Source organism: Cryobacterium breve (assembly GCF_004402375.1).
GTDB classification, from domain to species: domain Bacteria; phylum Actinomycetota; class Actinomycetes; order Actinomycetales; family Microbacteriaceae; genus Cryobacterium; species Cryobacterium breve.
This window is the reverse complement of the sequence record NZ_SOGJ01000010.1, coordinates 41236-67553: the sequence shown is the minus strand read 5'-3', so window position 1 is coordinate 67553 and position 26318 is coordinate 41236. Positions and strand designations below refer to the sequence as shown.

General features: G+C 66.6%; 26 protein-coding genes and 1 tRNA gene. 16 read left to right on the top strand and 11 right to left on the bottom strand.

Annotated elements, in window-relative coordinates:
• Positions 1-108 precede the first annotated feature (108 nt).
• Positions 109-1263, top strand: a complete 1155-nt coding sequence (locus tag E3O65_RS02845) for a sensor histidine kinase (RefSeq protein WP_134362244.1) — start codon at positions 109-111, stop codon at positions 1261-1263.
• Positions 1260-1940 carry a response regulator transcription factor gene (locus E3O65_RS02840; RefSeq protein ID WP_134362243.1) on the top strand — a complete coding sequence of 227 codons (681 nt, stop codon included), beginning with the start codon at positions 1260-1262 and terminating at the stop codon, positions 1938-1940. Before E3O65_RS02845 ends, E3O65_RS02840 begins: the two co-directional genes overlap by 4 nt.
• Before the next feature lie 18 nt (positions 1941-1958).
• Here E3O65_RS02840 and E3O65_RS02835 read toward each other — a convergent pair whose 3' ends face one another.
• Positions 1959-2435, bottom strand: a complete 477-nt coding sequence (locus E3O65_RS02835; protein ID WP_134362242.1) for a DNA modification methylase — start codon at positions 2433-2435, stop codon at positions 1959-1961.
• Positions 2436-2603: 168 nt separating this feature from the next.
• On the opposite strand from E3O65_RS02835, the gene E3O65_RS02830 reads away from it, so the two are divergent.
• The 4 genes from E3O65_RS02830 (at position 2604) to rlmB (ending at position 6941) form a co-directional block, all read left to right on the top strand.
• Positions 2604-3086, top strand: coding sequence for a CarD family transcriptional regulator (locus tag E3O65_RS02830; RefSeq protein ID WP_134362241.1), 483 nt, complete (start codon positions 2604-2606; stop codon positions 3084-3086).
• 134 nt (positions 3087-3220) lie between these two features.
• The gene (gene ispD, locus E3O65_RS02825) at positions 3221-4429 is read left to right on the top strand and encodes a 2-C-methyl-D-erythritol 4-phosphate cytidylyltransferase (protein WP_134362240.1); all 1209 of its coding nucleotides are present in this window, start codon (positions 3221-3223) and stop codon (positions 4427-4429) included.
• On the top strand, positions 4426-5841 hold the full coding sequence (gene cysS / locus E3O65_RS02820; protein ID WP_134362239.1) for a cysteine--tRNA ligase: 1416 nt from the start codon (positions 4426-4428) through the stop codon (positions 5839-5841). The genes ispD and cysS overlap by 4 nt, the downstream gene beginning before the upstream one ends.
• Positions 5841-6941, top strand: a complete 1101-nt coding sequence (gene rlmB, locus E3O65_RS02815) for a 23S rRNA (guanosine(2251)-2'-O)-methyltransferase RlmB (RefSeq protein WP_134362238.1) — start codon at positions 5841-5843, stop codon at positions 6939-6941. The genes cysS and rlmB overlap by 1 nt, the downstream gene beginning before the upstream one ends.
• A 61-nt stretch (positions 6942-7002) precedes the next feature.
• Here the strand turns inward: rlmB and E3O65_RS02810 are convergent, their stop codons facing one another.
• The gene (locus tag E3O65_RS02810; protein ID WP_134362237.1) at positions 7003-8331 is read right to left on the bottom strand and encodes a DUF4032 domain-containing protein; all 1329 of its coding nucleotides are present in this window, start codon (positions 8329-8331) and stop codon (positions 7003-7005) included.
• Between the two features lie 107 nt (positions 8332-8438).
• Complete coding sequence (locus E3O65_RS02805; RefSeq protein ID WP_134362236.1) at positions 8439-9536, bottom strand: ABC transporter ATP-binding protein; 1098 nt, start codon at positions 9534-9536, stop codon at positions 8439-8441.
• A gap of 255 nt (positions 9537-9791) precedes the next feature.
• On the opposite strand from E3O65_RS02805, the gene E3O65_RS02800 reads away from it, so the two are divergent.
• Positions 9792-10706 (top strand): DsbA family protein, encoded by a 915-nt coding sequence (locus tag E3O65_RS02800; RefSeq protein ID WP_134362235.1) that lies wholly within the window; start codon positions 9792-9794, stop codon positions 10704-10706.
• A 73-nt stretch (positions 10707-10779) separates the two neighbouring features.
• Positions 10780-10852, top strand: a tRNA-Thr gene (locus E3O65_RS02795).
• Positions 10853-10915: 63 nt separating this feature from the next.
• Here E3O65_RS02795 and E3O65_RS02790 read toward each other — a convergent pair.
• Positions 10916-11464: a nitroreductase family protein gene (locus tag E3O65_RS02790; protein ID WP_134362234.1), complete on the bottom strand. Its 549-nt coding sequence runs from the start codon at positions 11462-11464 to the stop codon at positions 10916-10918.
• 3 nt (positions 11465-11467) lie between these two features.
• Positions 11468-11869, bottom strand: a complete 402-nt coding sequence (gene msrB, locus E3O65_RS02785; protein ID WP_134362233.1) for a peptide-methionine (R)-S-oxide reductase MsrB — start codon at positions 11867-11869, stop codon at positions 11468-11470.
• A gap of 189 nt (positions 11870-12058) precedes the next feature.
• On the opposite strand from msrB, the gene E3O65_RS02780 reads away from it, so the two are divergent.
• The 5 genes from E3O65_RS02780 (at position 12059) to groL (ending at position 16387) form a co-directional block, all read left to right on the top strand.
• Positions 12059-12358, top strand: coding sequence for a DUF3263 domain-containing protein (locus tag E3O65_RS02780; RefSeq protein WP_134362232.1), 300 nt, complete (start codon positions 12059-12061; stop codon positions 12356-12358).
• Between the two features lie 75 nt (positions 12359-12433).
• Positions 12434-13009, top strand: coding sequence for a LytR C-terminal domain-containing protein (locus E3O65_RS02775; protein WP_134362231.1), 576 nt, complete (start codon positions 12434-12436; stop codon positions 13007-13009).
• A 212-nt stretch (positions 13010-13221) separates the two neighbouring features.
• Positions 13222-13425, top strand: a complete 204-nt coding sequence (locus tag E3O65_RS02770) for a cold-shock protein (RefSeq protein ID WP_134362230.1) — start codon at positions 13222-13224, stop codon at positions 13423-13425.
• A 123-nt stretch (positions 13426-13548) separates the two neighbouring features.
• Positions 13549-14649, top strand: coding sequence for a DUF3048 domain-containing protein (locus E3O65_RS02765; protein ID WP_134362229.1), 1101 nt, complete (start codon positions 13549-13551; stop codon positions 14647-14649).
• Between the two features lie 118 nt (positions 14650-14767).
• A complete protein-coding gene (groL, locus tag E3O65_RS02760) occupies positions 14768-16387 on the top strand; it encodes a chaperonin GroEL (RefSeq protein ID WP_134362228.1) in 1620 nt (539 codons plus the stop codon).
• A 96-nt stretch (positions 16388-16483) separates the two neighbouring features.
• Here groL and E3O65_RS02755 read toward each other — a convergent pair whose 3' ends face one another.
• The 3 genes from E3O65_RS02755 to E3O65_RS02745 form a co-directional block, all read right to left on the bottom strand.
• Positions 16484-16774: a WXG100 family type VII secretion target gene (locus tag E3O65_RS02755; RefSeq protein WP_134362227.1), complete on the bottom strand. Its 291-nt coding sequence runs from the start codon at positions 16772-16774 to the stop codon at positions 16484-16486.
• Positions 16775-16933: 159 nt separating this feature from the next.
• Positions 16934-18649, bottom strand: a complete 1716-nt coding sequence (locus tag E3O65_RS02750; RefSeq protein WP_134362226.1) for a sensor histidine kinase — start codon at positions 18647-18649, stop codon at positions 16934-16936.
• Between the two features lie 32 nt (positions 18650-18681).
• Positions 18682-19374: a response regulator transcription factor gene (locus E3O65_RS02745; protein ID WP_134362225.1), complete on the bottom strand. Its 693-nt coding sequence runs from the start codon at positions 19372-19374 to the stop codon at positions 18682-18684.
• Between the two features lie 108 nt (positions 19375-19482).
• Between E3O65_RS02745 and E3O65_RS02740 the strand changes: the two genes are divergently transcribed.
• The 3 genes from E3O65_RS02740 to E3O65_RS02730 are packed head-to-tail and all read left to right on the top strand — an operon-like array spanning position 19483 to position 22362.
• Positions 19483-20727, top strand: coding sequence for an NAD(P)/FAD-dependent oxidoreductase (locus E3O65_RS02740; RefSeq protein WP_134362224.1), 1245 nt, complete (start codon positions 19483-19485; stop codon positions 20725-20727).
• A gap of 10 nt (positions 20728-20737) precedes the next feature.
• Positions 20738-21646: a dihydropteroate synthase gene (gene folP / locus E3O65_RS02735; protein ID WP_134362223.1), complete on the top strand. Its 909-nt coding sequence runs from the start codon at positions 20738-20740 to the stop codon at positions 21644-21646.
• A gap of 2 nt (positions 21647-21648) precedes the next feature.
• The gene (locus tag E3O65_RS02730) at positions 21649-22362 is read left to right on the top strand and encodes a pyrimidine reductase family protein (RefSeq protein WP_134362222.1); all 714 of its coding nucleotides are present in this window, start codon (positions 21649-21651) and stop codon (positions 22360-22362) included.
• Between the two features lie 36 nt (positions 22363-22398).
• On the opposite strand, the gene E3O65_RS02725 is transcribed toward E3O65_RS02730, so the two are convergent.
• The 3 genes from E3O65_RS02725 to E3O65_RS02715 are packed head-to-tail and all read right to left on the bottom strand — an operon-like array spanning position 22399 to position 26241.
• The gene (locus tag E3O65_RS02725) at positions 22399-24054 is read right to left on the bottom strand and encodes a DNA repair helicase XPB (RefSeq protein WP_134362221.1); all 1656 of its coding nucleotides are present in this window, start codon (positions 24052-24054) and stop codon (positions 22399-22401) included.
• A 43-nt stretch (positions 24055-24097) separates the two neighbouring features.
• Positions 24098-25963: a helicase-associated domain-containing protein gene (locus tag E3O65_RS02720; protein WP_134362220.1), complete on the bottom strand. Its 1866-nt coding sequence runs from the start codon at positions 25961-25963 to the stop codon at positions 24098-24100.
• Between the two features lie 2 nt (positions 25964-25965).
• Positions 25966-26241: a hypothetical protein gene (locus E3O65_RS02715; protein WP_134362219.1), complete on the bottom strand. Its 276-nt coding sequence runs from the start codon at positions 26239-26241 to the stop codon at positions 25966-25968.
• Between the last annotated feature and the right edge of the window lie 77 nt (positions 26242-26318).

The following is a 26318-nucleotide window of genomic DNA, read 5'->3' as shown; positions in this document are numbered from 1 at the left end:
GGAGTGAGGTTAACGGCAGGTGCCGTGGTCTTGAACACTACCTAAAGTAGTCTGCGTGCCGGGGCGACTGGGTCACCTGCCCCCGATAAGTGTCAGTAATCTGGATAAATGGAATCGACAGGGCTCGTGCTGCTGGCGCTGGCACTGGGCCTCACCGTCGGTGCCGGATTCATGACACTTCTGCACGTGGCCGAGCGCCACGGGCGACGGGCGGCCGAGGTGGTGAACCCGGCCGTTCCCGATGGGATCGACCAGGTGCTCGACGCGCTCGAGACAGCCGGTGCCGTGGTCGACCCGTCCAACAACGTGATCAAGGCGTCTCAGGCTGCTGTGTCGATGGGGCTGGTCTGGAACCGCCAGCTGGTGCACACCGAGGTGCTCGACCTGATCGCCCAGGTGCGCCGCACCGGGGAACCGATCTCAGAGAACCTGGTCCTCTCCCGCGGGCCCTTCGGCGATGCCAGCATGCGGGTGCGAGTGCGGCTGGCCCGACTAGGAACCCGCTACGTGCTGCTGCTGGCAGAGGACCGCACCGAGGCGTTCCGCCTTGACGAGGTGCGGCGCGACTTCGTCGCCAATATCAGCCATGAGTTGAAGACCCCCATTGCCGCCGTCGGGCTGCTGGCCGAGGCCCTCGATCAGGCCGCGGACGAACCGGCGCAGGTGCGCCGCTTCGCGAACCGTCTCACCACCGAGTCGGGACGGCTCACTCGGCTGACCCAGGAGATCATCGAACTCTCGCGACTTCAGGCGCAGGATTCCCTCACTGAACCCGAGACCCTGAGCGTCGACGCCATCGTGACGGCCGCGGTCGATCAAAACCGGGTCCCTGCCGACGCGGCACAGATCACCATCGCCGTTGGGAAGAAGTCCGGCGCCGAAGTGAACGGCGACGAGCGCCTGCTCGTGATGGCGGTGCACAATCTGGTGTCCAACGCCGTGAACTACTCCGCCGAGGGCGGCCGGGTCGGCGTCGGCGTGCGTCGCCATGACGGCGTCGTCGAGATCAGCGTCACGGACCAGGGCGTGGGCATCGAGGAAGCCGACCTCGAGCGGATCTTCGAGCGCTTCTTCCGCGTCGACCAGGCCCGTTCCCGGCACACTGGCGGCACGGGCCTCGGACTGTCGATCGTCAAGCACATCGTTCTGATCCACGGCGGCGATATCCGGGTCTGGTCCCAGCCCGGCAGCGGATCGACATTCACCATCCGCCTCCCCGAGGCGCCGCACCCCGCTCCGGCGGCGATAGGAGACACCCTGTGAGCCACATCCTGCTGGTCGAAGACGAGAGCGCGCTCAGCGAGCCGCTGAGCTTCCTGCTCGAACGTGAAGGCTACGAGGTCACGGTCGCTGAGGACGGTCCGAGCGCCATCACGGAGTTCGACCGTACGGGTGCTGACCTCATCCTGCTCGACCTGATGCTGCCCGGCATTCCGGGTACGGAGGTCTGCCGGGAAATCCGCACACGGTCCATGGTGCCGATCATCATGCTGACCGCCAAAGACTCCGAGGTCGACATCGTCGTGGGGCTCGAGCTGGGTGCCGATGACTACGTGACCAAGCCCTACTCGACCAGGGAACTGCTCGCGCGCATCCGGGCCGTGTCCCGGCGACGCATCGACGAAGCCGGTGAGGACCTCAGCGTTTTGGCAGCCGGTACCGTGCGCATGGACACCGAACGGCACACCGTCACAGTGTCCGGCGAGATTGTGAACCTGCCCCTGAAGGAATTCGAGTTGCTGGAATTCCTGCTCCGCAATGCGGGCCGGGTGTTGACCAGGGGTCAGCTGATCGACCGGGTCTGGGGCACCGACTACTTCGGCGACACCAAGACCCTCGACGTGCACATCAAACGGATCCGGTCGCGGATCGAGGCCACGCCGTCGAACCCGACGATGCTGGTCACCGTGCGCGGCCTCGGCTACCGCTTCGACGCCTGAGCGCGCCGCGCGCCCGCCCTACGGGGCGGGCGTCGGCAGCAGCGTCGAGTACTCGCCGAGGCTGCCGTCGAGCACGGGAACGAGTACCTCGACGCCGGTTTCGCCGCCGTATTGGAAGAACACCGGGAACAGCGAACCGAGTTCCAGGTCGGCCGTGACCGTGACCGTGGGAGCGTCCTCCGTGCCGAGGGTCACGCTGGAGTTCGCATCCACGTTCACCTTTTGGTTGACCTTGTCGGAGCCGTCGTCGTACTGAACGTTCAGGCTCTGCGCCGTGTCGCCCGAGTTGACGACGGTGACCACGAGATTGGCGACCGCGCCCTCCTCGGACAGCAGGATTGCGTTGCGGATGGCGAGGTCGCCGACATCGCCGCTCACGCCATCGCTCGCGTCGTACTTGGCGGTCGTCGACTGCGGAGCAAAGAGGTTGCAGCCGCTGGTCCCCAGCAGGATGCCGGCCGCCAGGACGACGGACACGATGGTTCGAGCTCTCACAAGGCCTCCACAACAGTTCACCGTTTTGCCCGATGGCCAAACGCCGCAAAATTAGCTTTCGCTCCAGCCTACTGGCTTACACCGGGCCGCACGGCGCGTGCGAAGGCGCGGCGAACCCTACCACCGACAGCTGTGGTATCCTAGACGTTGCTGAAGGGATATACACACATGCTTTTTGAGGTTGGCGAAACTGTCGTTTATCCCCACCATGGAGCCGCGACGATCACCGAGGTGAAGACGCGGATGATCAAGGGTGAAGAAAAACTGTACCTGAAGCTCAATGTCACTCAGGGCGACCTCACCATTGAGGTGCCCGCTGAGAACGTCGACCTGGTCGGCGTTCGAGACGTGATCGGCAAAGAGGGTCTCGACAAGGTGTTCGAGGTCTTGCGAGCGCCCTTCACCGAAGAGCCCACGAACTGGTCGCGTCGGTACAAGGCCAACCTGGAAAAGCTCGCGTCCGGTGACGTGATCAAAGTATCCGAGGTCGTTCGCGACCTGTGGCGCCGCGACCAAGACCGCGGCTTGTCCGCCGGCGAGAAGCGCATGCTGGCCAAGGCTCGTCAGATCTTGATCTCCGAGCTCGCCCTGGCCGAGAAGACCGACGAAGAGAAGGCCTCCACGGTTCTCGACGAGGTTCTTGCCTCCTGATCCGGAGCAGGCCCTGAAACATCCTGAACTGCTTTCGCTGGAAGGCGGCGCCGAAAGGTGCCGCCTTTCGCGTTCCCCTCACCGCCCCGATTCCGCGTCTACTCGCCGCCGACCTCACCAGATAGCCTCCTGACATGAATGATTCCCCTGTGCCCCAGGTTGCGGTCATCGTCGTCGCCGCGGGCAATGGCAACCGGCTCGGGCACCCGCAGCCGAAGGCGTTCGTCACAGTGGCCGGGCGCACGCTGCTCGAACGCTCCCTGCTCGCCGTTTTCGGCATGCGCGACCCTGCCCAGGTCATCGTCGTCGCACCGAACAGCCACCTCGCCGAGGCACGTCGGATCGCAGGCCGGGCCGGCGGTGCGGCATCCGTCGATGTGGTGGCCGGCGGCACAACCCGGCAGGAATCCGTTGACCGCGGGCTGGCAGCCCTGCAGCCCGGCGTGCGCATCGTGTTGGTGCACGACGCGGCGCGCGCCCTCACCCCTGCCGCGCTCTGCGACGCCGTCGTCGATGCCGTGCGGGCCACCGGGAACGGGATCGTTCCCGGATTGCCTCTGGTCGACACCATCAAGAACGTCACGACCTCCGGAGTGATCCTCGGCACGGTGGACCGTGCCGAGCTGTCCGCTGTCCAGACCCCCCAGGGCTTCCCGCGGGACATGCTCGAATCCGCAACCGCCGGCGCCACCGCGGCGGCCACAGACGATGCGGGTGTGGTGGCCGCCGCGGGCTTCCCGGTCACCGTGATCGCCGGAGACCCCCTGGCTTTCAAGATCACCACTCCGTGGGACCTGCGCCGCGCCGAGTCCCTACTCAGCGTGCGGGAACCGGCCGCGTCCGCCTCTCGAGTCGGCACCGGCCTCGACGTTCACGCCTTCGATGACGAGTCGGAACTGTGGCTGGCCGGGCTGATGTGGCCGGGGGAGCGTGGTCTCTCCGGGCACAGCGACGGTGACGCCGCCGTGCATGCGATCTGCGACGCCCTGCTGTCCGCCGCCGGACTCGGCGACATCGGCGGGGTCTTCGGCACCTCCGATCCGCGCTTCGAGGGTGCCCACGGTGACGTGTTCGTGGAGGAGACACTGCGCCTGCTAGCCGAGGCCGGCTTCCGGGTCGGCAACGTCGCGGTGCAGATCATCGGCAACCGGCCCAAGCTCAGCCCCCGCCGTGCCGAAGCGGAGGCGATCCTGAGCGGCCTGTTGAAGGCGCCGGTCAATGTTTCCGCGACGACGTCGGATGCCCTGGGCTTCACGGGGCGCGGCGAGGGAATCGCCGCCATTGCGACAGCGCTCATTCTCCCGTGGCAGCCGGCAGACCCTGACCTAAGCTGGGAAGCGTGACAATGCGACTCTACGATTCCCGGGTCCAGGCCCTCCGCGATTTCATTCCCCTCACGCCCGGCGCGGTGGGCATCTACGTCTGCGGACCCACCGTGCAGTCTTCTCCCCACATCGGCCACCTGCGCAGCGCACTCGTCTACGACCAGTTACGCCGCTGGCTCACCTACCGCGGCTTCGACGTCACGTTCGTGCGGAACGTCACCGACATCGATGACAAGATTCTCACCCACGCCGCTCGCGGCACCGAGGAGTGGTGGGCCCTGGCCTATCGCTACGAGCTGGAGTTCACCGCCGGCTACCAACGGCTCGGCATCCTGGCCCCCAGCTACGAACCTCGAGCCACCGCCAGTATCCAGCAGATGCAAGACCTCATCGGCCGCTTGATCGAGCGCGGTCACGCCTATCCGGCCGACGACGGCTCCAGCGATGTCTACTTCGACACGGCCAGCTGGCCCGGCTACGGCGATTTGACCCGTCAGCGCCGCGGCGACATGGAGGCGGCAGTGGATGCCGACCCGCGCGGCAAAAAGGACCCGCGGGACTTCGCTCTGTGGAAGGGACGCAAGGCCGACGAACCGGAATCGGCCTCCTGGGCGTCCCCCTGGGGAGCAGGGCGACCCGGCTGGCACGTGGAATGCTCGGCCATGGCGTCGCGCTACCTCGGCGCACGGTTCGACATCCACGGCGGCGGCCTTGACCTGCGCTTTCCGCACCACGAAAACGAGCTGGCTCAGTCCGCCGCCGCCGGCGACGGTTTCGCGAACTACTGGGTACACAACGGGCTCGTGAACGTGAACGGGCAGAAGATGTCCAAGTCGCTCGGCAACTCGGTCTTCGCGGCCGAGCTGCTCGACCAGGCTCGCTCGATCGTCGTGCGGTACTACCTCGGCGCGGCCCACTACCGATCCACCATCGACTACCACGAGGGTTCCCTCGTGGAGGCCGAAGCGGCCCTCGAGCGGATCGAGAGCTTTCTCGACCGCGCTGACCGCCGCCTGGCCGACACCCGTTTCGCCGGATCCGGCGTGGAGATCGTCCCGGACGAATTCGCGACGGCCATGGACGATGACCTGGCAGTTCCTCAGGCTCTGGCCGTGCTGCACGAAACCGTGCGCACGGGCAACGCGGCGCTGGACGCCGAAGACCTGCACGCCGCGGCCGCCGCGCGTGGACACGTGCTCGCTATGAGTGAGGTCCTCGGGATCAACCCGCTATCGCCCGGGTGGGCGGTATCGACGGACGAACCGGCCATGATCGCACTGACCGCCCTTGTCGAGCGACTGCTCGACGACCGAGAAATCGCAAGGCAGGGCCGCGACTATGCGGCCGCAGACCGTATCCGGGACGAGCTCGTCGCCGCCGGAATTACCATCGAAGACACCCCCTCGGGTGCCCATTGGAGTTTTGACTGATGAAGAACACAGACCGCAAGTCCCGTACTGGGGCAGTGCGCAAGGGCAGCCGGGGACCGCAGGTCGGCTCCGGCGGCCAGGGGCGCCAGGCACTCGAGGGCAAGAAGCCCACGCCCAAGGCCGAAGACCGTCCGTACCACCCCGCCGGCAAGCGCAAACTGGCTGCCGACCGCTTCGTCGCGGCCGGCGGCGGTCGCAGCCGCAGCTCCGCGGGCCCCAAGAGCGCGCCGCGCGCTGCCACCACCGGTAACACCGGCGGCGGCGGATCATCCACCCGCCGGGCGAAGCAGATCGACGAGCATGAGGTCGTGACCGGGCGCAACTCCGTGCTCGAGGCGCTGCGGGCGAAGATCCCCGCCACGGCTCTGTACATCGCCACACGGATTGAGATGGACGTCCGGGTGAAAGAGGTCCTCACCCTGGCGACGACTCGCGGCATCCCGGTGCTCGAGGTCATGCGTCCGGAACTCGACCGCCTGGCCGGCCGGGACTCGGTGCACCAGGGCCTTGCGCTCAAGGTGCCGGCCTACGAGTACGCGGAGCCGCTGGAGCTGCTGGAGCTGACGATCAGCCGCGGACACAAGCCGCTGTTCGTCGCCCTCGACGGCATCACCGACCCCCGTAACCTCGGCGCCATCATCCGCTCGACGGCCGCGTTCGGCGGTCACGGCGTGATCGTGCCTCAGCGTCGCTCCGTCGGCGTGACCGCATCGGCATGGAAGACCTCCGCCGGTGCCGCAGCTCGCCTGCCGGTCGCGATGGCCACCAACCTGACCCAGTCGCTCAAGGCGCTCAAGGAACGCGGTGTGCTCGTGATCGGCCTCGCCGGCGACGGTGATACCGAACTGCCTGAGCTCGGTATCGGTTTCGCCGAGCGCCCGATCGTGATCGTCGTCGGCAGCGAGGGCAAAGGCCTGTCCCGCCTCGTCACCGAGACCTGCGACGCGATCGTATCGATCCCGATCAGTGCCTCAGCCGAATCGCTGAACGCCGGGATTGCGGCCGGAGTGACCCTGTACGAGGTCTCCCGCCTGCGCGCGGCAGCCAAGGCCGTGAAGGTCGCGAAGTCAGCCGCGGCCGCAGCCGCCTCCGCGTCCTAACCCTGCCGGAAGACGCCTCGCGTCTCGGCGGGGTGAATCAGCCCCGCGGAACCCGACTGCGTCAGACCTTGAGGCGCCAGTCGGCCTCATCGTCTGCGGCGGACTCGGCGGCGTCCGCCAGAGCGGCGGTGTCGTCGTCGGTGACGTCGATCGGAATCGTGATCTCGCCGGTGACCGGCTCGATCACGGTGGCCTCGTCGCGGCGGTGCCGCAGAACATCCTTGACGTAGGAGGTGACGGCCTCCGCCAGCGGGATGTCCCTGGACTGGTTCTGGGCCATGAACCAGCGGTGGTCGAGCAGCTGGTGGAAGACCTCTGCCGGCTCGAGCTTGCCCTTGAGATCGCGGGGGATGGCCCGGATGACGGGTTCGAAGACGCGCACCAGCCACTCGTGCGCCAGCATCTCCTCGTCGGCCTCAGGGTCACCATACGAGACCCGGTAGGAATCGAGGTCGTTGAGCAGGCGCCGGGCCTGGTTCTCCTCGGCGTCGAGCCCCGTCAGTCGCAGGAGTCGGCGCTGGTGGTGGCCGGCATCGACGACCTTCGGCTGAATGCGCACGGTCGTACCCGTGTTGTCGGTCTTGATGGCGAGTTCCTCGATGTCGAAGCCGAGGTCATTGAGACGTTCGACGCGCTCTGTGATGCGCCAGCGCTCGGAGCTGGAGAACGACTCCGAACCGGTGAGCTCCTTCCACAACAGACGGTACGCTGCGACGATTCCGTTGCTGACCCGGATGGGGTCGAGCTCGTCGGCCGCTCGGCCGCCGGCTTCGAGGTCCATCAGTTCGCCCGCGATGTTGACGCGTGCGATTTCCAGGTCATTCTCCCGCTGGCCGTTGGACAGACCGCCCGGGTAGAGCTGCCCGGTCTCCGCGTCGACCAGGTAGGCGGCGAACGCGCCGGCATCGCGCCTGAACAGGGTGTTGGACAGGGAGACATCGCCCCAGAACAGGCCCGCCATGTGCACGCGTACGAGCAGAAGGGCCAGGGCGTCGACCAGGCGGGTCGCCGTGTCCGGGCGGAGGGTCTGCGAGTACAGGGCGCGGTACGGGAGGGAGAATTTGAGGTGCCGGGTGACGAGGACGGAGTTCAGAGGTTCGGCGTCGTCGTTGGTGCGGTTGGTGATCACGGCGAGGGGTTCGACGCAGGGGATTTCGAGTCCCTGTAGGGTGCGGAGCATCTCGTACTCGCGCTTAGCCATCTCGCTGGTGGTTTCCTTGATGGCGACGACACGTCCGCTCAGGTGCGCGAAGCGCACCAGGTGCCGGGAGATTCCCTTGGGCAGGGCCGCGATGTTCTCGTTCGGCCAGGCGTCGAGCGGGAGGTGCCAGGGAAGGTCAAGCAGGGCTGGATCGGCCGTGGCCGACGTGATGTTGAGAGAACCGCTCATGACCTGAGTTTACCGGCGGACTACCGGGTCGGGGAACGACAAAACGGCCGGAGGGAGCATGCTCCCTCCGGCCGTTCCTGTGAGTCGCCGTTCCTCTTCGTCGAAGACTAGTCGGCGACTGCACCACCGAGGCGGAGGCCGGTCTCGGCGTCGAACACGTGCATGTGGTGCGGCGTCGGGGTGAGGTAGACGGTGTCGCCCGCGGACGGGTGCGAACGGCCATCGACGCGAGCGACGATGTCGGTGCGCTTGCCTTCGACCGTGGAGTGCCCGTAGAGGTAACCGTCGGCGCCGAGCTCCTCGACGAGGTCTACGGCGACTTCGAGGCCTTCGCCGTGCGTTGTGGACAGGTGGATGTCCTCAGGGCGAACGCCGATCGTGACCTTCTTGCCGGTGGAGCCGGCCAGGGTCTCGCGGGGAACGGGGATCGTCGCTGTGCCGAATTTGATGCCACCGTCGACGGTGTCGGCCAGGAAGAGGTTCATGGCCGGGCTGCCGATGAATCCGGCAACGAAGACGTTGTTCGGCTTCGAATACAGGTCTCGTGGGGTGCCGACCTGCTGCAGGACGCCGTCCTTGAGCACCGCAATGCGGTCGCCCATGGTGAGGGCCTCGGTCTGGTCGTGGGTCACATACACCGTGGTGACGCCGAGGCGGCGCTGCAGTGAGGCGATCTGGGTGCGGGTCTGCACGCGCAGCTTGGCGTCGAGGTTCGACAGCGGCTCGTCCATCAGGAAGACCTGGGGCTGACGCACGATGGCGCGGCCCATGGCGACGCGCTGGCGCTGCCCCCCGGAGAGTGCCTTCGGCTTGCGGCTGAGGTAGGGCTCGAGGTCGAGCAGCTTCGCGGCTTCGAGAACGCGGGTGGCGCGCTCGTCCTTGTTGACGCCGGCGATCTTGAGCGCGAAGCCCATATTCTCCGCAACCGTCATGTGGGGGTAGAGAGCGTAGTTCTGGAAGACCATGGCGATGTCGCGGTCTTTCGGCGGGACATCCGTCACGTTGCGCTCACCGATGAAGATGTTGCCGTCGTTGACCTCTTCGAGGCCGGCGAGCATGCGCAGGGACGTGGACTTGCCGCAGCCGGACGGGCCGACCAACACGAGGAACTCTCCGTCGGCGACCGACAGGTCGAGCTTGTCAACGGCAGGAATGGCGGAACCCGGATATAAGCGGGTTGCCTTGTCGAATGTGACTGAAGCCATGGTTGTTTTCTCCTTCACCGGCAGGTACGTGCCGGACGATCCGTTGTGATGGGTTGCTATGCCGGTAGCGCGTCATGGGCTACAGGTCAGCTCCTTCAGTATGACATGGCGGGGAGAGCACCCGATCAGCGGAAAAAGGTGCGCCCGGCCTGCCGACCGGCCTCGTCTGGTCGTTTCCCAGAAAGGGGACCTACTATTTGGGAGGCATTCGCAAAAGGCTTGCCCTTGCACATACCTACTTCGGAGCGAGCATTTATGACTATTGGCGGATCGGGCGATGGCCGTCCCACTAAGAATCATCGACGCGACGCTGTACGCACCAAAGCCAAACGGATCCGCGAACAGCAGAAGAAGAAGGACCGTCGCAACCGGGTCGCCCTTCGAAGTGTCATCGCCGCGGCGGGGGTCGCCGTTGTCGCCGTCATTGCCCTGGTCATCATCAACTCGATCCCCCCGGTAGGCCCTGGGCCGGCGAATATGGCCAGCGACGGTGTGCTGATCGGTGAGGGGATGACCCCGGTCACCACGACAGCTCTCCAGCCCGACGCCAAACCGATCCCGTCTGAGCCGGACGCGACCGGAACCGTTGCCGACATTCGCATCTACTCTGACTACCTGTGCCCGTTCTGCAGCCAGTTCGAGACCGCGAACAGTGACCAGATCAGCCAGTGGGTCACGTCGGGCGCGGCGACCGTTGAGATTCACCCGGTGTCGATCCTGACCCATAAGTCGTCCGGATCCAAGTATTCGCTTCGGGCCGCCAACGCCGCTGCCTGCGTCGCGAACTACGCCCCCAATGATTTTTACTCCTTCAACGCCACACTCTTCGATGAGCAGCCCGAGGAAGGCACCGTCGGTCACAACGATGCGGCCATCAAGGGGCTCGTGAAGAAGGCTGGCGTGAGCTCGGCGGTGTCGAAGATCAACGAGTGCATCGATGACACGACCTTCAAGTCCTGGGTGATCGCCTCAACCGACCGGGCCGTGTCCGGACCGCTTCCCAAGACCGAGGTCGAAGCCATCACGGGAACGCCTACAGTGCTCGTCAACGGCAAGCAGTACGTCGGTGCACTCGACGACCCGAAGGAATTCGCGGCATTCGTTCTGCAGGCGGCCGGCGAGACCTACTCCACCTCGACGCCGACTCCCGAGCCTGCACCAGCAGGTTGATCCCGGCCGGGGCGTGGCCCCACGGGCAGGTTTCGTGATTTAGGATGGTGTGTCGAGGCGGCTTTCGCCTCATGCCGGCCTGGCGCAATTGGTAGCGCACCACTCTTGTAAAGTGGGGGTTACGGGTTCAAGTCCCGTGGCCGGCCCTGTAGCGAAATGGCGCAGAAGTCGTACGGCTCCAAACTGGTACGGCTCAGAACTGGTACGGCTCAGAGTTCTCTGAGGTAGTCCGACGGGTCGATCAACCGCCGCACTCCCTGCTTGCAACCGTCCGGTACGCCGCCGACATAGAGCCAGCCGAGGAGTTCTTCGGATGCGCTGAGCTCCTGGACCTTGCGCACGGGTTCTGAGCGGGTGAGCGGGCCGGTGCGCCACATGACGCCCCAGCCTTGATCAGTCAGGAGGAGACTCAGCATGTGGCCGACACCGGCTGCGACGGCATCCTGTTCCCAGACGGCCACAGAGTCACTCTCACGGCGGCTCGCGACGATGGCGATCAGAAGTTCAGCGCGCAGGGGTTTGGCGGCGAGTTTGGCGGACTCGTCCCCGGTCAGCCCGGCGGCCTCCACCAGCGCGGCGCCCAGACGGAGACGAGCGTCACCGCGCACCTCGATCAAGCGCCATGGGCGTAGTGCCCCGTGGTCGGCGACCCGGGCTGCGATGCTCACCAGCGGCAGCAGTTCCTCGTGGGACGGCGCTTGGGCGGTCACCTTGGAGTGGGACCGTCGTTGACCGACCGCATCGAGGACCGCTGACACCGCTTACTCGACCGGCTTGAAGTTGAGCGAGATGGAGTTCATGCAGTAGCGGTCGCCGGTGGGCGTTCCGAATCCATCGTCGAAGACGTGTCCCAGGTGGGAGCCGCAACTCGCGCAGCGCACCTCGGTGCGCACGACACCGAGCGTGCGGTCTTCGAGCAGTTCGACCGCTTCGGGGCGCACCGACTCGTAGAAGCTCGGCCAGCCGCAACCGGAGTCGAACTTCGTGCCGCTCTTGAATAGCTCGGCATTGCAGGCCCCGCAGGTGTAGATCCCGGAGCGGCCCTCATCAAGCAACTCACCGGTCCAGGCGCGCTCGGTCGCGGCACCGCGCAAAACGGCATACTGCTCGGGGCTCAATTCCGCGCGCCACTGTGCATCCGACTTCTCGACCTCGTGGTCCATGTTCCGTCCTTCCTGCTCGACCGGGGAGCGGTCGAAATCTGTACGTACCAACACTAAACTCAACGCGCCGTGGCAGTATTCCTTGATCCGGAAGCGTTCCCGGGCACGGCGACCGAACCGCGGTGACCGTGGACTCAGCGAGTGCGGAGACCAGGGCAAATAGACTGGGCGGGATGAGGGAGGTGGCAGATGGACGGGACATCCGGTTCTGATTCGATTCCCGACCCGGCCGAGCCGGCGGCACTCACCGTTCGCGACCAGTCGATGCTCGCCTTCGAACGGCGGTGGTGGAAGCACGCGGGAGCGAAGGAGCAGGCGATCCGGGCTGAGTTCGGTCTCTCGGCCGCCCGGTACTATCAAATATTGGGAGTTGTGATCGATTCTCGGCTCGCGGTGGCTCACGACCCGATGCTGGTGAAACGCCTGCAACGGATGCGAGACGCCCGGTCGCGCGCGCGCGCCGACCGGTCGCTGCGCCCCGCCGAGTGACGCCCTGACCAGCATGCTGCCAACATTGACATTCAGCTCCCAGATGAGCTCCCAGAGGATTGACACAGCCTGACGATGCCGACTTCCTACGCGAAAGACCGCTTCGACCACCTCCCGCACCCCCTGGACCGGGTGGGCGCTCACCGCGCCCCTGGAAAGAAGGGACGTCGCTGGATCGCTTTCTGGTGGGCTCTCGGAGCCACAGTGGTGCTGGTCGGCGCCGGAGTCGCCGGCTTGGCCATGTTGAACAGCAGCCTGAACTTCGAGCTCCCGGGCACGAGCACCGCACCGAGCACAGCCGAGACCAGTGACCCCGCGAGCACCGCAGAGGCGCCCGTGCCTGGTCCTGCCGCGACGGTGGACCCGACCCTGGCCGTGACCGTACTGAACGGAACGGCAGGTGAAGGTGTCGCGCGGTCGGTGGGGGAGCTGCTCGAGGCTGAGGGCTGGACCCTCGGTGAACTCGACAACGCGAGCACGGAGGATGTTCCGACCACGATCGTGTACTACGCCGACGAGACACTGGAAGGCGCGGCCCGTGGCGTCGCCGCCTCTCTCCCCGGATCCGAGGTGCTGCTTTCCAGCGAATTCGCCGATTCCGCTGCCCCTCTGACGGTCGTCGTCGGAAATGACTATCAGCCTCTCGAATAGCCCTTCGCCTATACGTCCGACGATCGCACGTCAACCCCCTTTCGTTCTCTCCCGGCTTCCGTAAGTTGGATATTGGTCGCTCATGCGTTCATCCTGACGCCCTCGCAAGAGGCGTATTCCACTGGTCGGACGTGATGGACGCAGTCACTGCGCCAGGCCCGGTACGGCCAGCGGGCGCGTGTCGACGAATTCACAGCAACAGGGAGTTACACATGGCGAACGGAACCGTCAAATGGTTCAACGCTGAAAAGGGTTTCGGCTTCATCACGGTTGATGGAGGTGGCCAGGATGTCTTCGTCCACTACTCGGCCATCGACATGCACGGCTACAAGGTTCTCGAAGAAGGACAGCACGTCATCTTCGAACTGGGTACCGGGGCGAAGGGGCCCCAAGCAGAATCAGTTCGTCCGGTCTGATCCAGCGGGGGGAGGCAGCGGTCGACACCGATTCGGTGTCGTGAGTTGCAGTTCGAACAGCATTTTCGGATTGCGCCTCGGGTCGAACCGACGCGGTGTTGAAGCCGGGTTAGTGTGTGGGGCGTGACATCGAAACACGTGGCAGCCAGAATTGTGATCCACCCGCAGCGACGTCGTGCGGCACCGGCATCTCGGTACCTCCGGATGCTCGGTGCCGTACTGCTTCCCTCCCTCATGCTGCTCACCGCGTGCGCCGGAGGCGATGATGCGCCGACGTCGTCGGGGAGCGCAGGAGGCCTTCCGTGGGACTCCACCTACGATGCTCCCGCCGCCACGGACGTGGCGCCGCTGCGAGGAACGAGTGTGGCTGTCGGCAGCCTGGCGCACCCGGCACTCGCCGCGAAGATCGATAACCACGAACAGGCCAGGCCTCAGTTGGCGCTGGAGCGCACGGACCTCGTCTTCGAGGAACTCGTCGAGGGTGGCCTGACCCGGTACGTCGCCGTGTGGCAGTCCGATATCCCTGACCTGGTTGGTCCTGTGCGCTCGATCCGTCCGATGGATCCGGACATCGTTGCTCCCTTCGGCGGCATCGTCGCCTATTCCGGCGGACAACAGCAGTTCATCGACATGATGCGAGCGACCACTGTGCTCAATGCCGCATTCGACAACGATGACACCGGCCTCTTCGCCCGAGCGGACGACAGGGATGCCCCGCATGACGTCATTCTGGAGGCGTCCGAGCTGGTGGAGCGCAACTCCACCCTGCTGCCGCCGCCACAACAGTTCTCCTACGCCGCAACCGCCCAGGGCTCCTCTGCCGCCGTAGACGGTAACCCCGTCTCGGCGATCGACTCCACATTCTCAACCTCCCGCTGGCCCAGCTGGACGTGGGACGCGCCCAGTGCCGTGTTCCTGCGCTCGCAGGAGGGTGCGCCCGACCTCGACTCCACGGGCGCGCAGCTCCGGGCTACCAACGTGGTGGTTCTGCGCGTCGCCATCGACGACACCTACCCGGACGTTCCCAAGACGACAATGATCGGGTCGGGGGAGGCCTGGGTCGCGTCGGGCGGCAAGTCGCTGCACGCGGTCTGGTCCAAGGCCGACCAGACCGCGCCCATCCGTCTGGTCGACGACTTCGGGGTGACGATCCGACTCGCTGCCGGCAACACGTGGATCGAGCTGGTCCCGACGGACCGGGGCTCGGTCGTGCTCGTGCCGTAGCCCCTGTCGTTCACTTGCACTCTCGACCCCAGAGTGCCAGAATCGACTTGGCACTCTCTCTGTTTGAGTGCCAACCCATCACCGTTTTGGTAACGTCCGGGAGGGACGAGAAACACATATGGCAAAGATCATTGCTTTCAACGAAGAGGCCCGTCGCGGCCTTGAGCGTGGCCTGAACATCCTCGCTGACACTGTCAAGGTCACCCTCGGCCCGCGCGGACGTAACGTGGTGCTGGAGAAGAAGTGGGGCGCCCCCACGATCACCAACGACGGCGTGTCCATCGCCAAAGAGATCGAGCTCGACGACCCGTACGAGAAGATCGGTGCCGAGCTCGTCAAAGAGGTCGCCAAGAAGACCGATGACGTCGCGGGCGACGGAACCACCACCGCCACCGTCCTGGCTCAGGCGCTCGTTCGCGAAGGCCTGCGCAACGTCGCGGCCGGCGCAGACCCCATCAGCCTCAAGCGCGGCATCGAGAAGGCCACGGCTGCCGTGATCGCCGAACTCATCGCCAACGCCAAAGAGGTCGAGACCAAGGAAGAGATCGCGGCCACCGCGTCCATCTCTGCCGGAGACGCCGAAATCGGCGCGATCATCGCCGAAGCCATCGACAAGGTCGGCAAGGAGGGTGTTGTCACCGTCGAGGAGTCGAACACTCTCGGCACCGAGCTGGAGCTCACCGAGGGCATGCGCTTCGACAAGGGCTTCCTGTCCGCGTACTTCGTGACCGACCCCGACCGTCAGGAAGCGGTCTTCGAAGACCCCTACATCCTGATCGTCAACTCCAAGGTGTCCAACATCAAGGACCTGCTCCCCATCGTGGACAAGGTCATCCAGACGGGTAAGCAGCTCCTCATCATCGCCGAGGACGTCGACGGCGAGGCCCTGGCCACGCTCGTTGTGAACAAGATCCGCGGAATCTTCAAGTCGGTCGCCGTCAAGGCTCCCGGCTTCGGTGACCGTCGCAAGGCCCAGCTGCAGGACATCGCCATCCTCACTGGTGGGCAGGTCATCAGCGAAGAGGTCGGCCTCAAGCTCGAGAACGTCACGCTCGACCTTCTCGGCAACGCCCGCAAGATCGTTATCACCAAGGACGAGACGACCATCGTCGAAGGTGCCGGCGACCCCGAGGCGATCGCCGGACGCGTCCAGCAGATCCGTAGCGAGATCGAGAACACCGACAGCGACTACGACCGTGAGAAGCTCCAGGAGCGTCTCGCCAAGCTCGCCGGTGGCGTTGCCGTCATCAAGGCCGGCGCCGCGACGGAGGTTGAGCTCAAGGAGCGCAAGCACCGCATCGAAGACGCCGTCCGCAACGCGAAGGCTGCCGTCGAAGAAGGCATCGTCGCCGGTGGTGGCGTTGCACTCATCCAGGCCGGCAAGACCGCGTTCGAGAAGCTCGAACTGGTCGGCGACGAGGCAACGGGCGCGAACATCGTCAAGGTTGCCATCGACGCTCCGCTCAAGCAGATCGCCCTGAACGCCGGCATGGAGCCGGGCGTTGTCGCCGACAAGGTGCGCAACCTGCCGATCGGTTGGGGCCTCAACGCCGCGACCGGCGAGTACGTCGACATGCTCGCCGCCGGAATCAATGACCCGGTAAAGGTCACCCGCTCCGCGCTGCTCAACGCCGCGTCGATCGCCGGGCTGTTCCTCACCACCGAGGCCGTCGTCGCCGACAAGCCGGAGAAGAACCCGGCTCCGGCCGGCGACCAGGGCGGCGGAATGGACTTCTAGGTCCCCACCGCCGGACTGCTTCACGGTTCGACTGTTTCACCGTTCCACAACACAGGGCGCTTCCTTCGGGGGCGCCCTGCGTCGTTTAAGGTGCCTTCAACGCAGGAACAGGCGCGCGTTCGCCTGTTCGATTTCCGCATACTGCTGGCCGGCCTGGTTCAGAGCCATGTTGAGAGCCTCGGCGCTCTGGGCCACCTGTTGCTGAGTGGCCCGCCAATCGGTGACGGCTGTCTGGAACGCGGTCGCTGCCTGCCCCGACCACGACCCCTCCAGGGCGGTCAGCTGGGCGATGAGCCCGGCTACTTCGCTCTGGATGCGTCCGATCGAGGCACGGGCCACGGCGGTGGTGTGGAGCACGGCTTCGCTGTCGACCTGGTAGCGGGTCATGAGGAGTCCTTTCGGCAGGGGTGTGCAGAGCAGACTACGAGCCGACCTGAGCGTGCGGCCGGGATGGCTCCGCAACGTCGCATCCGTGGCGCGACACGACCTTGGGGAGGAGTGCCGTGGGCGGCGCACCCGTGATCGTCACGAGCTGACGACTGATCCCTACGAGGTGGGGACAGGGGCGACGCGTTGGGGTGCGCTCGGGGAGCAGGCAAGCGGGAACCAGACCCGGAAGGTCGCACCGCCGCCGGGGGTGTCCACGACCTGCACAGTGCCGTTGTGACTGGCCACGATCGAGGCGACGATGGCCAGGCCGAGGCCGCTGCCGCCGGTTTCGCGGGCCCGGGAGGTGTCGGCACGCCAGAATCGCTGAAAGATCTTGTCGCGGATCTGGGGTGGGATGCCTTCGCCGTGGTCGATGACGGCGATGGAGGCCCGCTGGTTGCGTCGGTCCACGGCAACCTCGAGTTCAACCGGACTGTCTGCCGGGCTGAATCGCAGGGCGTTGCCCATCAGGTTGGTGATGACCTGACGGATCTTGTTCTCCTCGGCCATGACCACGGCCTGTACGGTGGCAGGCTCGGCGACGGCTGTCGGTTCCGGGATGGATGCCGGTACATCCGTCTTGCGTGGCTTGCGCGTGCGCAGCCGGGCCAGGGTGGCGCCCGCGAAGGAGACGGAACCGCTCGCCGGTGGGCTCGTCTCCTCGGTCTTCGGACCCGATGCGTTTGCTGCGGGAACCTCGCCCGTGGAGTGCGCGAGGTCGATGGCCGGGCGATCGGTAGTGTCCTCGAACTCTGCGGGAATAGGTGTGATGACCGTGATGGTGCGACCGGGGGAGGAGGCCATGGCGTCGAGGGCGGCGTCGCGGGCAAGCGGGATCAGGTCGACCGGAGCGGGCGCGAGCGGCTTCGTCTCATCGAGTCGGGCCAGCTCCAGCAGGTCTTCGACCAGCCCCCCCATGCGGATCGCTTCCTTCTCGATCCGTTCCATGGCCTGCGCGATCTCCTCAGGCGACTGGAGGGCGCCCATCCGGTAGAGCTCGGCATATCCCCGCACCGACACGAGGGGAGTACGCAGCTCGTGGCTGGCATCACCGACGAAGCGGCGCATCTGGTCGATGGTGCGAGCGCGGTCCTTGAACAGACGGTCGATGCGGCTCAACATGGTGTTGAGGGACCGGTTGAGACGCCCGACCTCGGTATTGGGCGTGGCGCCGCCGAGGCGCTGGCTGAAGTCGCCGTCGGCGATGGCGGCGGCCGTGCGCTCAACCTCGCGCAGGGGGGCGAAGGTGGTGGTGACCAGAAGCCGGGTCAGCAGGGCGCCCACGAGCACGACTCCGAGGCCGAAGCCCAGGAAGATGGTGAGGTAGGTGGCCATGGTGTTCTCGGTCGGTTTCAGCGAGACCGCCATGACGAGGGTTCCCAGGGTCCCCTGGGGGGAGATCACGAGAGGGACGGCGACCGCGAGGAATTCGGTGTCGTGCGCCGCGCCCGTCAGCGTCATCGTCCTGCCGTCGAGTTCCATCACGGTCTGCAGGTCGAGCGAGCCCGTCACGTGGGGGAGCTCGTCGCTGGGGCGATCGCGCCACGTGTGGTCCTTGAGGCGACCGTGCTCGTCGTAGAGGGCGACGTAGTAGTCGGAGGACACCACGGCTGTGGTGCCCTGGCCGAGTGCCGCCGCCGAATAGCTGTTCGAGGCGGACTGGGCGTCAACCTGAAGCTGGGAATCGACCTGCTGGACCACATACTGACGAAGCATCGCCATGGTGCCGATCCCGGAGACGAGAAGTCCGAGGGTGAGCATCAGGACCGTGACACCCGTGATCTTGGACCGCAGGGAAACGCGGCTCCACCGCTCCGTAAGTGACTGATGCATCAGGCTTGCCAGTGTATGGGCGCTGCCTGGGACTACGCCTTGGTGGCCTTGAGCATGTAGCCGAAGCCACGCTTGGTCTGGATGAGGGGTTCCGTCGAGTGCGCGTCCACCTTACGGCGGAGGTATGAGATGTAGGACTCCACGATGCCGGCGTCCCCGTTGAAGTCGTATTCCCACACGTGGTCCAGGATCTGGGCCTTGGACAGCACCCGGTTCGGGTTCAGCATCAGGTAACGCAGCAGTTTGAACTCGGTGGGGCTGAGCTCGATGGGTGCCTCGCCCACGAGGACCTCGTGGGTGTCCTGGTCCATGGTGAGTTCGCCGGCCCGGATGACCGCGTCTTCGTCGGCGTGCATGGTGCGACGCAGGATCGCCTTGATCCGGGCCACGATCTCGTCGAGGCTGAACGGCTTGGTGACGTAGTCGTCGCCACCGACCGTCAGGCCGGTGATCTTGTCTTCCGTGTCGTCTTTTGCCGTGAGGAAGAGGATGGGGGCGGTGTAGCCGGCGGAACGCAGGCGTTTGGTCACCCCAAAGCCGTTCATATCAGGCAGCATGACGTCAAGGATGATGAGGTCGGGTTCTTCCTCGAGCACGGCAGAGATCGCCTGGGCGCCGTTGCCGACGGCGCGAACGGCGAAGCCGGCGAAACGAAGGCTCGTGGTGAGGAGATCCCTGATGTTGGGCTCGTCGTCGACAATAAGGATGCGGGGACCGTCAGTCATGACCCTAGTATCTGCGTGTTAGCTGGAAGTTCACTGAAAAGGGCGAGGGTGCGCCGAGGTGGGTAGATTGGTGGGCAAATCAGGCCGATGCGGGGTTGGGAGACCAAGATGCGCGTACCGATCTTTGTAATTGTGGGGGCCGGGCTGGCCGGGGCCCGGGCGGCCGAGGCCATCCGCTCGGAAGGGTTCGACGGAGGCATCGTGCTGCTCGCCGGGGAAGACGAGCACCCCTATGTGCGGCCGCCCCTGTCCAAGGATTACCTGGCCGGCACTTCGGCGCGGGACACGATCGACGTGCACCCGGCCGAATGGTACCGGGACCGCGGCATCGACGTGCGGCTGGGGAACCGGGTGACCGGCTTGGCCCTGGACACCCACGAGGTCACCCTGGAGGAGGGACGTGCGGTGCGCTACGACAAGCTGCTCCTGGCCACCGGTGCGTCGTCCCGGCGCTTCCCCGGCTCGGGTGCCGCACTGGATGGTGTGCACCACCTGCGCACGGTCGTGGAGTCACAGGCGCTGCGAGCCGAACTCGAGCCGGGCAACCGGCGCGTGGTGATCGTCGGGGCGGGCTGGATCGGCTTGGAGGTCGCCGCCGCCGCCCGCGGATATGGGAACGCCGTCACGGTCCTCGGCCGGGAGGGTGCTCCGCTGGCCGCCGTGATCGGCGCCGAGGTTGGGTCAGTGTTCGCCGAGCTGCATCGCGTGAATGGTGTTGAGCTGCGTACGGGCACTCGGACCGTGGATCTGATGGGGGCTGGGGGGCATGTCACGGGAGTGCTGCTCAGCGACGGAGAGGTCGTCCCGGCCGACGTCGTCGTGGTGGGCATCGGCGCCGAGCCGAACACGGAGCTGGCCCGGGACGCGGGCATGGCGGTCGACGACGGCATCGTGGTCGACGCGGCCTTCCGGTCGATCGACCCGGATGTCTACGCGGTCGGCGACGTCGCATCCGTCTTCCACCCCGTGCTCCGGCACCACCTGCGCCTCGAACACTGGGACAACGCCGAGCGGGCCGGCGCTGCCGCGGGGCGGTCCATGCTCGACCAGGCGGTGAGCTACGACGCCATTCCGTACTTCTACACGGACCAGTTCGATCTCGGGATGGAATACTCGGGGTACGGAACCCTGGCGCGGGGCGCGGAGGTGGTGTTCCGCGGCGACCGGGCCGGCCGGGAGTTCATGGCCTTCTGGGTGGCGGACGGGCAGGTCGTCGCCGGCCTGAATGTGAATGTCTGGAATGTCAACGAGACCGTGCAGCGCTTCATTCGGACGGGAGTGCGGGTCGACGCGTCCCGGCTCGCGGATGAGAGCATTGCACTTGACGAACTACTCGCCGGTGCACCCGACTGAAGGACCTGACATGGACAACGCGATCACCCGGCCCGGCCCGTCGCTGCCCTACCTGATCCACCCGCAGCGACTGATCGGCGGGCGCATGTTCGACTTCTCCCGGGAAGTCGCCGTGATGGCCATCGTCAACCGCACGCCGGACTCGTTCTACGACAGGGGCGCGACCTTCGCCCTCGATGAAGCTGTGAACGCCGCGCGGCGTGCGATCTCCGACGGCGCCGACTGGGTCGACATCGGCGGTGCGAAGTTCGCGCCCGGTCCGGCCATCCCGATCGAGGAGGAAATCGATCGGGTCGTGCCGGTGATCAAGGCGCTCCGCGGTTCGGGCGCCGTCATCTCCGTGGACACGTTCCATCCCGCCGTGGCGCGGGCGAGCCTGGTTGCCGGCGCCCACGTGATCAACGACACCACGGGGGTGCATGATCCCGTCATGGCCGATGTGGTCGCGGACAGCGACGCCACGCTCGTGATCACCCATAGCCTGGCGCCGCCGCGCACACCGTGGCCGGCGCCGGCCTACGGGGACGTCGTGGACGAGGTCGGGGCGTTCCTGCGTGAGCGGGTCGAGCTGGCGCTCGGGCGGGGCGTGCCGGCAGCTCGGATCCTCGTCGACCCGGGTCACGACCTGAACAAGAACACCCGCCACTCGCTGGAGCTGACGCGCCGGCTCTCCGAAATCACCGCGCTCGGCTATCCGACCCTGGTGGCCGTGTCGAACAAGGACTTCATCGGGGAGACGCTGAACCGGGAACGCGGGGCCCGCGTGGAGGGGTCGCTGGCCGCCGCCGTGTTCAGCATCCTGCAGGGGGCCCGCATCGTGCGCATGCATAACGTGAGCGCCGCAGTCGACGCCGTGCGGATGACCGAGGCGATGCTGGGCTTCCGCGAACCGGCGTATCTGCGCCACAACCTGGCCTGACGATGCTCGAGCGTGAGGAGCTGATCATCCGTTATGCGGTGATGGACCGGGCGGTTCCGCACCTGCGGGTGAACTTCATCGCCAGTCTTGACGGCGCGGCCACCCGGGCGGGGATGAGCGGCGGGCTGGGGAACACCGACGACAAGCTCGTCTTCGACACCCTCCGGACACTCACCGACGTGATCGTGGTCGGTGCGGGAACGGTGCGCGCCGAGGGGTACGGCGGTATCCGTCTCGATCCGGCGGATGCCGCCTGGCGGGTCGGTGCCGGGCTCGGTGCCCAGCCGCCGGTCGCGGTGGTCTCCTCGAGGCTGGACCTCGACCCGTCGCATCCGCTCTTCGCCGACGCCGCGGTGCGCCCGTTGGTCGTGACGCACGCGGCATCGCCGCTGCAGCGACGCCGCGATTTGGCCGAAGTGGCCGACGTGTTGGTGTGCGGGGAGGACGCCGTAAACCCGCGCCAAATGGTGGCGGCGCTGGCCGAGCGCGGGCTGGTGCAGGTTCTCTGCGAGGGTGGGCCGCACCTGTTCGGCGCACTGATCGAGGCGGACTGCATTGACGAGCTGTGCCTGACCGTCAGCCCCGTGCTCGAGGGCGGCCCGGCCGGGCGGATCGCCCTGGGCAGAGACACCGCAAGCAGGGACATGTCCCTGCTGCACGTACTGACCGCCGGCGACATGCTCTTCCTGCGCTACGCCCGCCGACGCGCATCCTGACCGCCGCACACACCATTTTTCTCTGTGGGGAGAGGGCTAGACGGCTGCGGTCTGAGCGTCCAGGTTCTGGGAGTCGAGGATCGTGTAGGAGTAGCCCTGCTCGGCGAGGAAACGCTGACGGTTCTGGGCGAAATCCTGGTCGACCGTGTCCCTGGCGACCAGAGTGTAGAAGTTCGCGGACAGGCCGGATTCCTTCGGCCGGAGAAGTCGGCCGAGGCGCTGGGCCTCCTCCTGGCGCGAGCCGAACGATCCCGACACCTGGATCGCGACGGTGGCCTCCGGCAGGTCGACGGAGAAGTTCGCGACCTTTGAGACCACGAGCAGGTTCTCCTCGCCGACCCGGAACGCCTGGTAGAGGCGTTCGCGTTCGTCGACTGGGGTCGCTCCCGTGAGCTTGGGGGCATTCAGGGCGTCAGCGAGCTCATCGATCTGGTCGAGGTACTGGCCGATCACGAGGATGCGTTCCCCGGGGTGCTTGGCGACGAGCCGCCTCACGACGTCGAGCTTGGCGGGCGCGGTGGCGGCCATCCGATAGCGTTCGTCATCGGCAGCGGCGGCATAGCTGAGCCTCTCGGATTGCGGCAGGTCGATCCGCACCTCGTAACAGGAGGCAGGGGAGATGAAGCCCTGGGCCTCGATCTCCTTCCACGGCGCGTCGAACCGCTTGGGTCCGATCAGGCTGAAGACGTCACCCTCGCGACCGTCCTCGCGCACCAGAGTGGCCGTGAGGCCGAGGCGACGGCGGGCCTGCAGCTCCGCGGTGAGCTTGAAGACGGGCGCCGGCAGCAGGTGCACCTCGTCGTAGATGACCAGACCCCAGTCCATGGCGTCCAGAAGCTCGAGGTGCGCGTACTCTCCCTTCCGCTTGGCGGTGAGGATCTGGTAGGTCGCGATCGTGACCGGCTTGACCTCTTTGACCTGGCCGGAGTATTCGCCGATCTCGTCGGGGGCCAGCGTCGTGCGCTTGAGCAGCTCATCGCGCCACTGGCGGGCCGAGACAGTGTTCGTGACGAGAATGAGCGTGTTGGTCTTGGCGGTGGCCATGGCTCCGGCGCCGACCAGGGTCTTGCCGGCCCCGCAGGGCAGCACGACCACGCCGGACCCGCCTTCGAAGAAGCTGGAGATGGCTTTGTTCTGGTAGTCGCGGAGTGCCCAGCCGTCTTCCTTCAAGGCGATCGGATGCGGCGTGCCCGGCGTGTACCCGGCGAGGTCTTCGGCAGGCCAGCCGAGCTTCACCAGTTCCTGCTTGAGCTGGCCGCGGGCCCACGGCTCGACCAGGAACGAATCCGGTGATGGATGCCCGATCAAGAGGGGGGCTATGCGGCGCGCGCCGGCGATCTCGGTGAGAACGGCCTCATCGTTGCTCTGCAGGATGAGCTGACCCTCGACGTCGCGCTCGATGACGAGCCGGCCATACCGGCCGACCGTCTCGGTGATGTCGACGCTGACGGTCTGCGGGATCGCGAATTTCGAATACTTCTCGAGCGTGGCCAGCATATTGGAGGCGTCGTGCCCTGCAGCGCGGGCATTCCACAGGCCGAGCCGGGTGATTCGGTAGGTGTGGATGTGCTCGGGGGCACGCTCCAGCTCGGCGAAGACGGCCAGGTCGTGGCGCGCATCCTCGGCGAGAGGGTGCGCGACCTCGAGCAAAACCGTGCGGTCACTTTGGACGATCAGCGGGCCATCAGACATAGCCGTCAATCCTACGCCCGGTCAGCGAGAAGGCTCGCACCGCTTACGGAGCCGGCGTGATGCTGATGATGCTGGACAGGGGAAGGGTGCGCTCGATGTCGGCCCGGCGGTCCCGGGCGCGGAATCGCCCGCCGCCCACGCTCGCCGGTTCGAGGAGGTAGTCGACCACCACGCCGCCGGGCATCGCGATGCTGACGACGACGGTCTGTTTCGCCTTGATCGCCGAGTCGAGCTGGCGGGCCAGCCAGGCATCCGCTGCCTGGCCCTCGCCACCGTCGGCGGCCCGGAGCTTCTCCACCAGGGCGATGGCCGGGTCGGGCGTCTCGACGGGAACGACCCGGGCGCCGCTCTGATGGCGGCGCAGGTGCACGATCTCGTGAGCTTTGTCCTCGGCTGCGACGGGGTAGCGGGCATCGCTGAGCGCCCAGAACACCACATCGGCAGGAAACCGGCTGGTCAACCGGCTGCCCGAGGCGGCGATGAGCCCGAGGGAGGCGAGGGTCTGGTCGACGGCGATGGTGCTCAGCAGCGCTGCGTCGTCGGACTGGACATACGACTGGGCCGGGGCATCCGCCGGGTCGGCCGGACCGACGCGCACCCGCCCGTAGCGGGCGGCGGACTCACGGATCAGGTAGTCGACGGGCTGCGGGATGCCGGTCAGGGAAACCGTGCGCAGGAACTCCAGCAGAGACTCTGCGCTCTCCCCGGCCGCCAAGGCGCGATTCACGGAGGTGGCGGTGATGCGGTAGCTGAGGGCCAGCTCCCGGCTCTCGACGTCGGCGAGCCCGCGCAGGCGCGTGTCGATCGACGGGGCGAGCGGGCCGGGGGACACGATCGACAAGTCGTTCTGCAGGTAGACGGCGCCACCGGTGGCCGGCAGCGAGGCCGACATCGTGGAGATGGCACCCTCGAGGTCACCGGCCAGTACCGCGGCGCCGGCCGGACTTGTGGTCTGGTGGGCCGTGACGCCGATCAGTTCCGCGTCATCGGCGAATTCGGTGACCCGGTCGTCCATCCACTGGCCGCCGGCCGGGTAGAGCCACGCCACGTAGCTGCGCAGCACCTCGCCCCAGGACACGCCTGGCCGGTGGGCGAGGATGCCCCGCACATCCGGTGGCAGGGCCGCGTGCCAGGCCTCGGCGAGGGTCGCCCAGCGGCGGGCGGTGCCTTCGAGCAGCCAGGCTTCGCCGGCCTCCGTCGCATTCCAGTAGCCCTCGGAGTGGGCGATCAGTTCCGCGCGGGACGCGGTGGCCACGAATGAGGGCACGGCCTCGAGGTCCACGTTCATCACGGCGGCTAGGCGCTTGGTGTCGGGCAGACCGAGTCCTCCCCGACTGAGCTCGCGGGCCGGCTCGCGGGCGAGTTCGGTGACCAGTTCGGCTATTGACGACACCGCGGCGAAGGCACGCTCGGCCGCGAGCCGGTCGGTGAACCGGGTGTCGGTGTTGTCGACGCTGGCCAGCGCGGCGGGCGCGGGCGTGGACGCGAGTTCCAGCGCGTTCGGCAAGCCGAGTGTCGGCCAGGACAGGAGTTGCGTGGTCACCGCGGAGTACGGGGCGAACCGCCCGTCGGCCAGGCGGGCCAGCATGAGCGCGTCAAGTTCGGCGGCGCGACCGGCAACCTCGGCGACGTCCATGGGCGAACCCGCGAACTCAGAGAGGCGTTCGGCGAGGTCGAACAGGGAGGGCGCGGCATCTGTGCCCTGACTGGACTCACCGGCGACCGCGAGAACCGCCAGCGTGGCCCGGTCGAGCCTCGACAGTACTCGTTGGATTGCGTCCGGCTCGAGGAGAGCCTCGGCCAGATCGAAGAAATCACGGATGCCCGTGGCTGAGACCGTGCGGAGATCGATCGTGCGACGCAGCGCTGCGTCATCCAGCGCCCGAAGGCGCGAAGCGAGAGTGAGCATTGCTACTCCATATTCTGTCGTGCCTCACGAGCGCGACGCATGCCGGTCATCACCATGAGGACGATGATCAGCACGAATCCGAGAGGCAATCCAAACAGCGGCAAAGCAAGCACCGCCGGCCAGACCCCCTGGCCGAAACCGTTGTCCGCCCCTGCGCCGACTGCCGTGCCGATGATGACGGCAAAGAACGCGAGGATGGACGCACCCACCACACCCGCAACCATGTAAGCAAGGATGCGTTCGAGCCGGCTCGCGGCGTGTGGAGTTTGATTGGTCACAGACCCAAGGATACGGGGCGGGAACCGGTAGGACCGAATAGGCTGGGTCTGGTTGGCGCGCATTCCGCGCGCCCGGA

Coding starts and splice junctions, on each gene's coding strand:
- E3O65_RS02775 (WP_134362231.1), top strand. CDS start 12,434: ATGCCGACTTCCTACGCGAAAGACCGCTTCGACCACCTCCCGCACCCC.
- rlmB (WP_134362238.1), top strand. CDS start 5,841: ATGAAGAACACAGACCGCAAGTCCCGTACTGGGGCAGTGCGCAAGGGC.
- groL (WP_134362228.1), top strand. CDS start 14,768: ATGGCAAAGATCATTGCTTTCAACGAAGAGGCCCGTCGCGGCCTTGAG.
- E3O65_RS02830 (WP_134362241.1), top strand. CDS start 2,604: ATGCTTTTTGAGGTTGGCGAAACTGTCGTTTATCCCCACCATGGAGCC.
- E3O65_RS02750 (WP_134362226.1), bottom strand. CDS start 18,649: ATGCATCAGTCACTTACGGAGCGGTGGAGCCGCGTTTCCCTGCGGTCC.
- E3O65_RS02740 (WP_134362224.1), top strand. CDS start 19,483: ATGCGCGTACCGATCTTTGTAATTGTGGGGGCCGGGCTGGCCGGGGCC.
- E3O65_RS02720 (WP_134362220.1), bottom strand. CDS start 25,963: ATGCTCACTCTCGCTTCGCGCCTTCGGGCGCTGGATGACGCAGCGCTG.
- E3O65_RS02810 (WP_134362237.1), bottom strand. CDS start 8,331: ATGAGCGGTTCTCTCAACATCACGTCGGCCACGGCCGATCCAGCCCTG.
- E3O65_RS02780 (WP_134362232.1), top strand. CDS start 12,059: ATGGACGGGACATCCGGTTCTGATTCGATTCCCGACCCGGCCGAGCCG.
- E3O65_RS02755 (WP_134362227.1), bottom strand. CDS start 16,774: ATGACCCGCTACCAGGTCGACAGCGAAGCCGTGCTCCACACCACCGCC.
- ispD (WP_134362240.1), top strand. CDS start 3,221: ATGAATGATTCCCCTGTGCCCCAGGTTGCGGTCATCGTCGTCGCCGCG.
- E3O65_RS02845 (WP_134362244.1), top strand. CDS start 109: ATGGAATCGACAGGGCTCGTGCTGCTGGCGCTGGCACTGGGCCTCACC.
- E3O65_RS02745 (WP_134362225.1), bottom strand. CDS start 19,374: ATGACTGACGGTCCCCGCATCCTTATTGTCGACGACGAGCCCAACATC.
- E3O65_RS02800 (WP_134362235.1), top strand. CDS start 9,792: ATGACTATTGGCGGATCGGGCGATGGCCGTCCCACTAAGAATCATCGA.
- E3O65_RS02805 (WP_134362236.1), bottom strand. CDS start 9,536: ATGGCTTCAGTCACATTCGACAAGGCAACCCGCTTATATCCGGGTTCC.
- E3O65_RS02725 (WP_134362221.1), bottom strand. CDS start 24,054: ATGTCTGATGGCCCGCTGATCGTCCAAAGTGACCGCACGGTTTTGCTC.
- E3O65_RS02730 (WP_134362222.1), top strand. CDS start 21,649: ATGCTCGAGCGTGAGGAGCTGATCATCCGTTATGCGGTGATGGACCGG.
- msrB (WP_134362233.1), bottom strand. CDS start 11,869: ATGGACCACGAGGTCGAGAAGTCGGATGCACAGTGGCGCGCGGAATTG.
- E3O65_RS02770 (WP_134362230.1), top strand. CDS start 13,222: ATGGCGAACGGAACCGTCAAATGGTTCAACGCTGAAAAGGGTTTCGGC.
- folP (WP_134362223.1), top strand. CDS start 20,738: ATGGACAACGCGATCACCCGGCCCGGCCCGTCGCTGCCCTACCTGATC.